The sequence below is a fragment of the Pseudomonas batumici genome (genome assembly GCF_000820515.1).
Lineage (GTDB): Bacteria > Pseudomonadota > Gammaproteobacteria > Pseudomonadales > Pseudomonadaceae > Aquipseudomonas > Aquipseudomonas batumici.
In genome coordinates, this window is the sequence record NZ_JXDG01000042.1 from 40,093 (window position 1) to 52,679 (window position 12,587).

The window sequence follows — 12,587 nt, forward strand, 5'->3', positions numbered from 1 at the left end:
ACGTCCCGTGGCCCTGGCTACACCGCCCCGGTCGAAGGCCCCGAGCACGCCGGCCAGGCCGCCTTGGGGCTCATCTCGACAACACCCTCCCCTTCACCACCTGGCTCAGTCGTTCGATGCCGTGACGAAACTCTCGCTCATCCAGACTGCCATAACCCAAGCGCATCGCCTGGACCGGCGAGTCATCGTCGCCGAACAAGTGCCCGGGCAGGATGCGGATGTTTTGCGCCATGGCGTCCTGCGCCAGGAGCGCCATATCCAGCGGCTGGGTGAACCTGATCCACAGCGCCAGACCACCGCCGGGTGCGGTGACGCTGGCCACGTCGCCCAGGTGCTCATGGACGGCCTGGACCGCCAACCGACAACGCTGTTCGTAAACCCGTAGCGCTCGCCGAATATGGCGCTTGAGCTGGCCGCTTTGCAGCAGGTGCGCCGCCGCACGTTCGGTAACGGTATTGCCTTGCCTGTCGACCAGCAGGATTTCGTTGGCCAGGCGGTTGATGATGAGCGGTGGCGCCACGACGTAACCGATGCGTAGACCCGGTGCCAGTATCTTGCTCAACGACCCGATGTAGATCACGCGCCCGCCTTGATCCACGCTCGCCATGGGCAACATCGGGCTGTGCGAAAAGTGGAACTCATGGTCGTAATCATCTTCGATGATGACGAAATCGAATTGCTCCGCCAGCGCCAGCAGGCGCATGCGGCGATCTATCGGCATGGTCACGGTGGTTGGAAACTGATGATGCGGCGTGAGGTAAATGGCCCGTATGCGCTGAGCTCGACACACCCGCTCCAGCGCATCGGGGATCATGCCGAGCTCGTCCTGCTCGATACTGTGAATCGAGCCACCACAGGCGCGGAACGCGTCCCTCGCCGGGGGGTAGCTCAGGCGCTCCATGGCCACTCCGTCGCCGGGGCGCACCAGCATTTTTGCGGCCAGGTAGATGCCCATCTGACTACCCCGCACCAGGCACAAGGTATCCGCGTCGGCATTGAGGCCTCGCTCCGCGCGCAACATGGCGGCCAGTTCCTGACGCAACAGGCCCAGGCCGCGAGGATCGCCGTAGCCCATCCGATTGCCGCGCGCCGACTCCAGCAGGGCAATACGGAAAGCCCTCGACAGCTCCTCGAACGGCACAAGGCGTGTGTCGGGCGCGCCGTCACTGAAATCGAATACGTCGTCCCCTATCTGAACCACCGGCGGGCACACACTGCCGTAAGGCTGGTAGCCAGGTTCTGGCAGGCGCCCCGAAAGACGCTGGGCGACCGCCGCGACACGGGCCTCCTGCTTGACCACGGGCAGTTCCGGGGACACAAAGGTCCCGCGCTTTTGCTGGGTGATCAACCACCCCTGCGCCGTCAACTCTTCGTACGCCAGGACGATGGTCTTGCGGTTCACGCCTAACCGAACCGCCCACTCACGAGAAGTCGGCAACGAGTCGCCGGGACGTAGCAACCCCGAGCGTATCCGCTCCGTGAGGGCCGCCACGAGCTGTGCATTCAGCGAAGCGGTCGCCGTTCGGTCGAGTTCGACACTGATATCCCATCGTTTAACCATGGACGTCCACGTTGTCTCGGATTTTTCTGGACCATCAGACTTATCAAATCTGGATGATTGAATAGGACCAGACAGACGATAGCATTTTGATCACGACCTAACACCCAGGCTGTCTCAAAAATGACTATCGCTGCGCACCGCTACGCTCTTACGGCTGACTATCGAGTCGCCAAACGGGAGGACGTGACCGACCAGGTGGTGAGGTTGGTACTGCTCCCGGTCAGCGCCCGGCGTTTGCACTACCGTGAAGGCCAATACATCAGCATCGAACTCGCCAATGGCGAACTGCGTAGTTACTCGCCCGCCACGGCGATGGCGGCTGACGGTGCGATCGAGTTGCACGTGCGCCTGCATCCACAGGGGAAATTCTCGACGCTGCTGCGTGAGCGCAGCAGCGTCCTGAGTTCGCTCAAGGTCTATGGGCCCTATGGTGACTGTGTCTGGCAAACGCCGACATCACCCGATGCACCGATACTCTTTCTGGCAACCGGCACCGGCATCGCCCCCATCAAGGCGCTGGTGCAGGCAGCCCTGTCGAGTGGTTGCACGAACCCGGTGTGGCTGTACTGGGGAGCCCGCCATGTCGAGGAACTCTATGAGTCGGCTGCGTTCGAGGCGCTTGAATCACGCCACCCCAATTTCCATTTCCGCATGAGCGCCAGTGCCTCGGACAGGGACCATGGCGAGCCGCGCTACGTTCAGGATTGGGCGGCGCGGCAACATCCGGATCTCGCCGACGCGCTCGTTTACGCCTGCGGCCTGCCCGCCATGGTGGATGCCGCGCAAGCCCTGCTGACGCAAAACAACGGGCTGCGCGCCGAACGTTTTTTCGCCGATGCTTTCGTCAGCGCAACGGCACCGGCGGCCACCCCTCGGCCACCCGCCGACACCCTGTCGGTCAACGCCACCTTCGATACCCAGCAGCCGCAGCAAGTGACCCGCAACCGCCTGCAGCTTGAACCTGGTACGTCGCTGCTGCATGGCTTGCGGGCCGCGGGTGTACTCAAGGGCGTTTGCGGTGGTCGGCAATCCTGCGGGACCTGCCGGGTCAGCCTGACACCGCACTGGTTCAACCAGATCCCGCCACCTGCCCGTTCAGAACAGCGGCTGCTCCAGGCGCTTCCCGAAGCGGGCCAGTTGGACCGACTAGCGTGCCAGATCATCATCGAGCCCGCGTTGGACGGGCTGCATTTCAGCATTCCGGCACTGGCCGTTTAACCCTGTCCACTACCCTGATCGAGAGTCCCCCCATGACATTGATACATGACCGCCAAACCGTGGAAGCCGTAGGACCAGCCTACAGCGAGAGCCAAATGATGACCGTGCGCCAGATGACGCGTTACGCGATCCAGGAGATCGCGCGCAGGGTCCAGCCCGGAATGGTCGAAGAAGACGCGGTGGAAATGGCCAAGGACGTCCTCGCCGAGCACGCCATGCTCCGGGGTTGGCATGAGGTCTATGTTCGCTTTGGCAGCAATACGACCAAGACCTTTGGCGAAGCATCCGAACCTGGAATGGTCCTGGGCGCGGACGATATCTTCCTGATTGACATTGGCCCGACCTGGAAAGAATGGGAAGGCGATGGCGGCGATACGTTCGTGACAGGCAGCAACCCGGACATGGCCCATTGCGCCACTGACGCGCGGGAGATATTTCACGACGTCCGCCGCCACTGGCTGTCCACTCAAGCAACAGGCAAGGCACTTTATGAGTTTGCGCTCGCATGCGCCGAGCAACGTGGCTGGGAGCTCAACATGGATCTTTCCGGACACCGCCTTGCGGACTTCCCCCACGCGTCCATCTACCCAGGCCCCATGGCGGACATCACCTTCACGCCGTCTCGACAGTTGTGGGTGCTCGAAATACATATCCGCAATAAAGAACACACCTTCGGCGCCTTCTTTGAGGACATGCTGCTCGAAGATACCTACTTCTTCGCCTGACCCCGGCAGCCCTGCCGACGATAGATCTGCTGTAATGCAACCATTATCAAGTCAGGGCAGCCCTGTCTGCTTGGAAAGGGAGAGTCAATATGCGCGTCCACGTTTTGCAACATGCTTCGTTCGAAGGCCTGGGAAACATCGAAACCTGGCTTCAGGAACACGACGCCCAGATCACTTACACCCGTTTCTATGAGTCCGCCGAACTTCCGGCATTGACGGGGATTGATCTGGTCATCGCACTGGGCGGCTCGATGAGCGTGAATGACGAATCCGAATTACCGTGGTTGATCCCTGAGAAACGCTTTATCGCCCAGGCCATCGACAGTGGTGTTGCCGTCCTCGGTATCTGCCTGGGCGCACAGCTCATTGCGGCGGCGAAAGGGAGCCGTGTGTATCCGGCGTCCGAGAAAGAAATTGGCTGGTTTCCCATTTCAGCAACCACTCACTCAGCCGGCAGGTTCAACTTCCCGGCGACGATCGAGGTCTTGCACTGGCATGGCGAGACCTTCGATCTGCCTCAGGGCGCCCTCCACCTGGCGAGCAGCGAGGCCTGCAAGAACCAGGCATTTCAGTTGGGCCATTGCGTGATCGGCCTGCAGTTCCATATGGAAATGACACGGGCCAGCGTTGACGCAATGTTGAAGCATTGCGCCAGCGACCTGGTTGAACAGCGATACGTACAATCGCAAGAGGTGATTCGTGCCGCATCGGACGAGTGCTATGCGGCGACGAAACAGGTGATGAGCGACGTCCTTGCGTACATCACGCAGCATCGAGACCGTTGAAAAAACGATGCGCCGCTATCACGCCCGACACTCAGGAACGCACCACCGAGCCCGAGACCGGTAGCTGGTCCAGCAGCTTGAGCCCGGTGGTTTTCACGAACGTCTCATAGTCCATCGGTTTCTCGATGCGGGTTTCTGTATTGGGCAGCACGTAGGCCCAGGCCCGTTTCGACGATGCGTCGTACACCAGCTTGAACAGGCGCGTGGGGACCCAGACCTGGTCGTCGCCGATGGTGGTGTGGCCCTCGTCAAAGATCGGGCCGGTAAAGACGAACACATTGCCCTCGGCGCGCATCGCGAACTTTCTGACGTCGGCCTCGACCTTGCTCCAGATCTTGCGGTTATTGGTCGGGTCCTGCGGCACCATGTTCGACAGCGCGAAGGACTGGGCCATGGCGTTCGAATTCGGGGCATCCGCCGCCGGGGCCTGATGGCCGCGATCCATGGCCGGATGCTGAGCCCGGTAGTCGCTCAGCTCGGCTCGCGCGCCCTTGGGAATACGCGGGTCCGGGTAGAACTGATTGGTACGCTCCTCCCCCTTGGCATCCTGTAGCTGCGCCGCGCTCAGGCGCTCCACCACCACCAACGGGGTCTTGCTGGTTTGCGAGTACAGCACCGCAAAGCTGTCGGAACACAGCGCCATGGGTTTCATCGTGGCCGGCACACTGGCGGTGCTGATCGGCCGGGCGCCCGGGAACAGGTCTGCACAGCCGTCAAAGGAGGCCTGCTGCTGTTTGCTTGAATAGAGATCAATCGCTGCGCTCTGGCTGATCGAGCCCGAACGGTGTCCTTGTTTCTCGTGCTGGCTGGGGTGATCGATGAGGTCCAGCAGGTTGCGCGCTTGCGCCGCGCCGGTCGAGAACAACACAAGGGCCGACAGCCCCACTGCGATATTGCGTAGGTTCATGCTTGAATTCTTCGGATTGGAGTACGGGGATGCAGATGACAAAGCCCTCTAGATGAGGGCTTGGAGGGGCGTTTTACGCGTTATGAGCGGAAATTGCCAGAAGCGCTTGAGTCGATGCTGGCGGCATCGCGGCCTGTCAGGCCGACACGATCCGCAGGCTGCGATCCTCCAGGTCGAAGATGTTCCATCGCTCACCTTCGTCCAGCTCGACCAGCAGGCGGTTCAATGGCCCGAGGAATTTCGTGAACTCCTCATCGGTGCAGGTGGGCAGGAAGACCGACAAGACCCGTGGATCGTAATAACGAAACATGAGCAGCTTTTTATCTTCGGTCCGGACACGGAGGAACTTCTTCAGATGCAAGCGTATGGCGGGCATCGGCAATGCCGCAGGGGCAAAAATGAAGATCCCCCAGGCGCGCCCCCAGCCTCGCTCAAGCAGCTCCCGGGTGGCCGGAGACTTGGGCATGAGCTGTACCAGGTACGGGGCTGCCGCCTCAAGACTCGGGGTCATCTGACCCGAATACAGGCACGAGAACCTGAGTTCGCCGGATCGAAGCCACTGTACGATCCCGGGATCACGCGCCCCGTCGAGTAACCAATAGACGCCATCACCTGAAGCGTCATCGCCGTTCGGCCATAGCAGCATCATCAACCGCTCGAGTGTGGTCGGATTCATCCTGTCGCCGTCGCTGTTCAAGACTCGGCCTTATTGAGTTCACATATTTCACAAAAAGGCGTCCCGCTCTTGGCGGCTTCCACCAGTGTCGCGGCCTGATTATCCTGTACGGCATTGATACTTTTCTGGTGCTCGGATTCGGCTTGGACGGCGGCTGCCGGAGCAGGTGCGGACGTGTCAGTGTCTACACTGGGCTTTTTCGGCAGGCGACGAGTCGGGGGCCTTGCTCTCGGCGTATCAATCCGAGGCATTGCGTCCGGCGCCGGCACTCTTGTACGCACCATCGGTACGTATTTATAAACGTAGGCACACAACTGCCCATTCTGGAGTTGACTGGACAGTTGTCTCAGGACCTCCTCATCAGGTAGGCGGTAGTCATGAGAAAGCTGGCTGGAGAGCAAGGAGCGCAAGCGGTGCATCTCCCCGGCCCCCTGAAAATATCGGCGAACAAAACGTTCCACCTGCCACGTCTCATGCAGGTCCATCTTGACCGCTGGCTGGTCATAGGTTCTGTTACCCGTCCTCGTATCGAACGGCTCATGAACAAATCCGGCCCTGTCGCCCACTTCGATGCGGTCTGATCCATCAAAAAAACATAACCGCATAGGCTACCGGCCCTCGAACGCAATGATACGAGAGTCAGTTGTAGCACAGGCCGCCTGGGGAAGCGTGAGGATGGCACGCATGACGCTGCCCCTGGCGCTTCGTTATGGAACTGGACGCCATCAGGCAGGATCCGTTACCGGGACAGCCAGCCCGACCTTCACATTGCTCATCGAGACCAATGTCTTGAAGCGCTTGACGTTATTGCTCTGGAAAAACAGTGTCCGGGTCAGCTCGGTGTATTGCTCCATGTTCCTGACCGCCAGGATCAGGACGAAATCGCACTCGCCGGCGACGTAGTAGCACTGCTGGACCTGCGGGCAGGCCAGGAAGGTACGCTTCATCGCATCCAGCAGGTCCAGGCGCTCATTTTCCACCTCCACCTCGGCGATGACCGTCAGCCCGTAGCCCAGGCGCACCGGGTCCACCAGCGCGACGGTCTGGCGGACCAGGCCGTCCTCCTTCAGTTTTTTCAACCGGCGATTCACGGCGGCGGACGACAGGTTTACCCGCGCGCCGAGGTCCTGCTGGGAGGTGGTGGCGTCCTGCTGGATGGCTTCGAGCAGGGCTAAATCGAAATGATCAAGGCTCATGGGTGTGGGTTCTTCAATGGGCAAGCGCAAGTGGCGCTGAAAACGGAATAAAAATTCATTCGGCAGCCGAAAATCAAGAAATAAGTGCGCTGCGTTGCAATAAGATTTACCCAGCAACCATGATCCACCCACGAACCTGTCGGGCCTTCAGCCGCCCGTAGCGCCCGGAGAATCCTATGAGCCCCTTTCCCGATCTTCGCCTGAACGGTGCGATTCTCCTTCAGCAGATCCGAGCCCTCGGCGAACTGGGGGCTGACCCCTTGAACGGCGGCCGCACCCGCATTGCACTGACCGATGCGGAAAAGTCCGGGCGCGACCAACTCGTGGCCTGGATGAAAGAGCTGGACCTGGAGATCCAGGTCGATCGTATCGGCAACATTTTCGGCACGCTCCGCGCTGTTGACGACCAGGGCGAACCAGCCCCGCTGATGATCGGCTCGCACATCGATACAGTGACCAATGCGGGTGCATTGGACGGTTGCTATGGCGTGTTGGCCGGCCTGGCCGTGGTCCGGGCATTTCGTCAGGCCCGTGTGCTGCCAGCGCGGCCCATTACCATCGGCGCCTTTACCAATGAAGAAGGTGTTCGCTATCAGCCGGACATGATGGGCTCACTGGTCTACGCCGGGGGACTGTCGGTCGAAGCGGCCTTGGCCACCATCGGCACGGACGGCACGCGCCTCGCCGACGAGCTGGAGCGCATCGGCTACGCCGGCGATCTGGAGCCGGGCTCCATTGTTCCCCACGAATACCTGGAACTGCATATCGAGCAAGGGCCGATCCTGGAAGCCGAGAACACCTTGATCGGCGTGGTGGAGAACCTCCAGGGGATCTCCTGGCAACGGGTGATCGTGCAAGGCAACGCCAACCACGCGGGCACCACCCCTACCCGCTTGCGTCATGACGCCGGCTATGTGGCCAGCGCGGTGGTTGCCGAGTTGCGCAAGATCGCCAACGACTCGGACGCAACCACCCTGGCCACGGTCGGCTGCATGAGTTTCGAGCCGAATGTAATCAACGTCATACCGCGCAAGGCCAGCTTCACCGTGGACCTGCGCGATCCCGATGACGCGCGGCTGGCGAACGCTGAAGCGCGGCTGTCCCGGTTCCTTGCCGAGATCTCGGAGGCCGAAGGCGTGCACATCGACACGACGCAACTGGTACGCTTCCAACCGGTGATCTTCGATGCCGGCCTGGCCGACGAAATCGAGGCATCGGCCCGACGCTTCGGGCTCAGCCACAAGCGCATGACCTCGGGTGCCGGGCATGACGCGCAGATGATCGCGCGGATTGCGCCGGCGGCGATGATCTTCGTACCCAGCCGGGGCGGCATCAGCCACAACCCGCGCGAACACACCGATGACGACGCGTTGATCAAGGGCGCCGAGGTGCTCCTCGATGTGGTGGTCCGCCGCCTGAACAGCCACCCGTAATTCCCCATTCAAACTACCCGCTACCGGTGAAGACCGGTGGTGATGGCCCTGCCTTGCCCGAAGGAGTCAGTGATGTTGCTCGCCAATCCCAACGCAAAACGTGAGACCTACCCCGATGCCCTGAAACGCATCCTGAGTGTCGAGAAGGCCGCTGAGAGTCGCGCCTGGCTGTCCCAGTGGTCGCGGCTGAATCGCGGCGCCACGCCCCTGCACTCACTCCCCGATCTGGCCACGGAACTGGGGGTCGCGGAGATTCGGCTCAAGGATGAATCGCAACGTTCGCAGTTGGGCAGTTTCAAGGTGCTGGGTGCACCGATTGCCCTGCTGCGTCTTATCCTGCGCCAGTTCCCGGACCAGGGCTTCGAACCTCAGGGGTTGCTGGCGGGGCAACACCATCCGGTGTTGCGCGATTTCACGGTCGTCAGTGCCACTGACGGCAACCATGGCCGTGCCTTGGCGGCAGCGGCGCAGAGTGTCGGTTGTCGCTGCGTCATCGTCCTCCATGCCAACGTCAGCCTCGAGCGTGAGCAGGCGATTGCCGCCTACGGTGCCGAGATCGTTCGCATCCGTGGCAACTACGACGGGTCGGTGACAGAGGCCGCCGCGCTCGCGCAAAGCAACGGATGGTGGGTGGTTTCCGACACGTCCTATGAGGGTTACGAAGAGATTCCCCGCGACGTGATGCAGGGTTACGGCACGATCGCCGCCGAAATCGTCGAAGCGCTCCCCCTGCGCCGGAGCGGCGGCGGCGCGTTCACCCATGTGTTCCTGCAAGGCGGGGTGGGCGGTCTGGCGGCCGGCATCGTCAGCTATCTCTGGGAGCTGCAGGGCGAGCAGCGCCCGACCTTCATCGTCGTCGAACCGGAGCAAGCGGACTGCTTGTATCAGAGTGCGCTGGCCGGAACAGCCGCGAAGACCACGGGCTCGGTGGACTCGGTCATGGCCGGACTCGCCTGTGGCGAAACTTCTCCCCTGGCCTGGAAGTTCCTGCAACCCAGCATCGACTTCTTCATGACCCTCCATGACGACGAAGCGGTGAGTGCCATGCGTCGCCTCGCGGCGGGCAGCCGGCGCGATATTCCGGTGGAAGCCGGCGAGTCAGCCGTTGCCGGGCTGGCAGGACTGATACGGCTTGCCGCAGCGCCGAGCCTTGCCGCTGAGGTCGGCATCGACGCCCAGTCGCGCATCCTGCTGATCAGCACCGAAGGTGCTACGGCGCCGGGCCTCTATGCCAAGCTGGTGGGAGAGTCCGATGCGTCGGTTCGGGCTCGCCAGCAGGCTTGGCTGGCGAGCGTTTGAATGGCGTCGACCCGAGACTTATCCGTTCAAGCCGTGGCATCAAGATAATTGGAAATAACGGTCCGATTCCTGCCGTTGGTTTTTGCGACGTACAGTGCTTTGTCAGCGATATCGATCAGGTCCTCGGGCGTGTCGGATTTCGAGCCGGATAAAGTACTGATACCAATGCTGACGGTGACGACGTTGGCCGGCGACTCGCTATGTTCCATTGAACTTTTCTCCAATTCAGTTCGAATTTTCTCAGCGATAATAAATGCCCCCACATAGTCGGTATTCGAGAGGACGATGGCAAACTCCTCCCCTCCGTACCGGGCAGCCAGGTCGCCTTCCCGGGTTATATTTCTCTTGATGATGGTGCTTACCGACCTCAAGCATTCATCGCCCTGTACATGACCGTAATGATCGTTGTATTTCTTGAAAAGATCGACATCGATCATGATCAGCGCAACATCATCGGATCTTCGCCTGGCCTTGTTTATTTCAGCATGGATAAACAAGTCGAATTTACGGCGATTGGGCAGTCCTGTCAGTCCATCTTCAAGCGCCATTTGCCCGAGTTCCTTGTTGGCCTCGATATAAATTTCTTCAGAACGCTGCAATTCTTTTTGTGCGTGAATTTGCAGGCTCATCAGCTTGATCAGTCGATAGCCCAGGAAACTCAGTGTGAGCAGCAATACCGATGAGATGAGAAAGCTCGCAAAGGATTCGCTGCGCCAGTCCGCCAGGATCTCGTTTCTATCAAAGGCCGCGATGATCACCAGGGGGTAGCCATTGACACGTTGAAAGCTGATGACCCGCTCGGCATGGTCAATAAATGATCGAATAGTGGCGGTGCCCGAACTGACCCCGGGCTTCAACAAGGCGAATACCTCTCCCGTTGAAATATCAGTACCGATATCAGCGTCGTGAAAGGGTTTGCGCACGACGATATGCCCGGTCGAAGAGGTTAGGTTGATAATGCCATTTTCCCCCATGTCGATACCGTCGTAGAGGCTGAGAAAATACTTGAGATAGATCGTGGCGATGGTCACGCCCGCAAAACTGCCGTCAGGATGATTGAGTCGGCGCGAGATGCTGATGATCCATTCGTTTGTCGAACGGCTGAGTATGGAGGGGCCAATATAGGGCTCTAGACTGGCATGGTCGCGATGGTAGGTAAAATAGTCGCGATCCGAGTTATTGGCGCCGGGGGGAACTTTACCGTTCGAGTTGAATAACCGGAGCCCCTGCTCATCATAAATAGAAAAACCATGTACCTGCGGCAGGCTTTTTTGTTGGTTTTTCAGTACATCCCCCAATCGCTTCAGGGTCTCCGGCCCCGTGCCTTCGATTCCCACCTGCCCCTGGATCCCCAGTATCACGGTGTCGGCTTGAGCGAAGGTCGCCGCTATATTGGATGACAACGCCTTGGAAAGGTTTGACATCTCGATTTCTTTGTCATGCAGGTGATACTGCAAGGAGTTGAACACCCCCCAGATACTGATGCCTATCAGTGAGATACACACCGCGGCCACAAAGAGCACCACATGGCCAATCTTGAGCTTGGCATCCGCCCACTCGGCCTTGAGAAACGAGGTCGCTGCAGTGATCATGAAACCCTTCCCTGTGGTCGAAATGATGGCATGTAGCTTATGCGATTTTCACGCAGGCCTCACGTTTCTGACAATGATAGACACTCAACGGTACTGGTCACCCGGTTTGATCGGACGGATGACCGAAATGTACGCCGCGGCAGCCGACCGGCTACCTGATTTCACGCTGACGGACGCCTGCCGCCTGGCCGGCGATCCGCTCTTGCCACGGAGCCTGAACACTCAGGGGGTAGAACACCACGAATCAGCTTTCAACGATGGCACGGTAGTCATAGGCGGCGTAGCTGACTTCGCTTCCAAAGATGGCTGTTCGGATCTCCGCTGCAGATTTGTATTTGTCGATCTCTGCAAGGTATGAAGTGAGGGATATATTGAGGGCCTTGGCTTTGGAGTTGGGTGCGAACGTGAATCCGAGAGCCGCTCTGACTTCGGCGTCAGTCGCCTTGACCCCTGTGGTACTGGCGGTCGAAAAGCCGGATGCCACAGCGGGAACCACAGGCTTGGTGGTCACCCACGAAGGAAGGCCGACCAACGAATAGCCGGCGGTCTTGAGCCCTATCAGTTCTCTGCCGAGTACACGGCAGCGCGCTGCGGCACCGTCCCACAGCAGGTCGTCGTCAACACTGGCCAGCGTGAGGTGAAAAATTTTCAGCTGGTGAACGGCGCCGAGAACCCAGGCGTCGTTAACGAAGGGCCACCAAAAGCCGTCATTCAGAATACTGCCCTTGTAGAGTAACTCGCTTCCCTCGTTCGGCTTCACCAGGCTGTCGGTGCTTTTGCCCAATCTGACGCCCTCGGCAATAGCCGCGGTGTATTGCTTTTTCTGCTCGATCAAGGACTCCGTTACTACGTCCTCGGTAATGCTCACTTCGCCCACCTTCCATGGTCTGAGAGCCATCATGGTTTGAGTTCCGGCCGTAGTGCCGAAGTTTTTCAATATCGAAAGCTCGGAGCGGAGTTTGACATCGCCCAGCAGCATTTCCTTGAGCGTGCTGGAAGAGGCGTTGTGATAGACGCTCCAGCCGTTGGCGATAGCGTCTGCGATAACAGGGACATAGTTCTTTCCGGGTTTTCTTCTATCGGTATGGAGCTTGTGCCATGTCGGCAAGTCGTTCTGGATACGACCCCACTGGGCGTTGGCTTCCGTCTTGAATGCTTGTTCAGTGTAAATCGCCATCTTCAGACACCCTTTAGA

The 12,587-nt window shown here is 59.7% G+C and carries 12 protein-coding genes; 6 read left to right on the forward strand and 6 right to left on the reverse strand.

Annotated elements, in window-relative coordinates; all coding sequences use genetic code 11:
- Window positions 1-70: 70 nt before the first annotated feature.
- The gene (gene pdxR / locus UCMB321_RS16500; RefSeq protein WP_040068734.1) at window positions 71-1,561 is read right to left on the reverse strand and encodes a MocR-like pyridoxine biosynthesis transcription factor PdxR; all 1,491 of its coding nucleotides are present in this window, start codon (window positions 1,559-1,561) and stop codon (window positions 71-73) included.
- Window positions 1,562-1,681: 120 nt separating this feature from the next.
- Between pdxR and UCMB321_RS29545 the strand changes: the two genes are divergently transcribed.
- The 3 genes from UCMB321_RS29545 (at window position 1,682) to UCMB321_RS16515 (ending at window position 4,289) form a co-directional block, all read left to right on the forward strand.
- Entirely contained in the window at window positions 1,682-2,779 is a 1,098-nt protein-coding gene (locus UCMB321_RS29545) for a flavin reductase family protein (RefSeq protein ID WP_084615075.1), read from the forward strand.
- Between the two features lie 95 nt (window positions 2,780-2,874).
- Window positions 2,875-3,504 (forward strand): M24 family metallopeptidase, encoded by a 630-nt coding sequence (locus UCMB321_RS16510; protein WP_245220817.1) that lies wholly within the window; start codon window positions 2,875-2,877, stop codon window positions 3,502-3,504.
- A gap of 89 nt (window positions 3,505-3,593) precedes the next feature.
- Complete coding sequence (locus tag UCMB321_RS16515) at window positions 3,594-4,289, forward strand: type 1 glutamine amidotransferase (protein ID WP_040068740.1); 696 nt, start codon at window positions 3,594-3,596, stop codon at window positions 4,287-4,289.
- Between the two features lie 31 nt (window positions 4,290-4,320).
- Here UCMB321_RS16515 and UCMB321_RS16520 read toward each other — a convergent pair whose 3' ends face one another.
- Both UCMB321_RS16520 and UCMB321_RS16525 read right to left on the reverse strand, forming a co-directional pair.
- Window positions 4,321-5,196, reverse strand: a complete 876-nt coding sequence (locus UCMB321_RS16520; RefSeq protein WP_040068743.1) for a DNA/RNA non-specific endonuclease — start codon at window positions 5,194-5,196, stop codon at window positions 4,321-4,323.
- 136 nt (window positions 5,197-5,332) lie between these two features.
- Window positions 5,333-5,893: a DUF4123 domain-containing protein gene (locus UCMB321_RS16525; protein ID WP_052451273.1), complete on the reverse strand. Its 561-nt coding sequence runs from the start codon at window positions 5,891-5,893 to the stop codon at window positions 5,333-5,335.
- Between the two features lie 356 nt (window positions 5,894-6,249).
- Between UCMB321_RS16525 and UCMB321_RS30760 the strand changes: the two genes are divergently transcribed.
- Window positions 6,250-6,453 carry a hypothetical protein gene (locus UCMB321_RS30760; RefSeq protein WP_157015982.1) on the forward strand — a complete coding sequence of 68 codons (204 nt, stop codon included), beginning with the start codon at window positions 6,250-6,252 and terminating at the stop codon, window positions 6,451-6,453.
- Between the two features lie 144 nt (window positions 6,454-6,597).
- Here the strand turns inward: UCMB321_RS30760 and UCMB321_RS16535 are convergent, their stop codons facing one another.
- Window positions 6,598-7,068, reverse strand: coding sequence for an Lrp/AsnC family transcriptional regulator (locus UCMB321_RS16535; RefSeq protein ID WP_040068749.1), 471 nt, complete (start codon window positions 7,066-7,068; stop codon window positions 6,598-6,600).
- 176 nt (window positions 7,069-7,244) lie between these two features.
- Between UCMB321_RS16535 and UCMB321_RS16540 the strand changes: the two genes are divergently transcribed.
- The gene (locus tag UCMB321_RS16540) at window positions 7,245-8,501 is read left to right on the forward strand and encodes a Zn-dependent hydrolase (protein ID WP_040068751.1); all 1,257 of its coding nucleotides are present in this window, start codon (window positions 7,245-7,247) and stop codon (window positions 8,499-8,501) included.
- A 72-nt stretch (window positions 8,502-8,573) separates the two neighbouring features.
- Entirely contained in the window at window positions 8,574-9,800 is a 1,227-nt protein-coding gene (locus UCMB321_RS16545) for a diaminopropionate ammonia-lyase (protein WP_040068752.1), read from the forward strand.
- Between the two features lie 26 nt (window positions 9,801-9,826).
- Here the strand turns inward: UCMB321_RS16545 and UCMB321_RS16550 are convergent, their stop codons facing one another.
- Window positions 9,827-11,392, reverse strand: coding sequence for a sensor domain-containing diguanylate cyclase (locus UCMB321_RS16550; protein WP_040068753.1), 1,566 nt, complete (start codon window positions 11,390-11,392; stop codon window positions 9,827-9,829).
- A gap of 244 nt (window positions 11,393-11,636) precedes the next feature.
- Complete coding sequence (locus UCMB321_RS16555; protein WP_040068754.1) at window positions 11,637-12,569, reverse strand: hypothetical protein; 933 nt, start codon at window positions 12,567-12,569, stop codon at window positions 11,637-11,639.
- Between the last annotated feature and the right edge of the window lie 18 nt (window positions 12,570-12,587).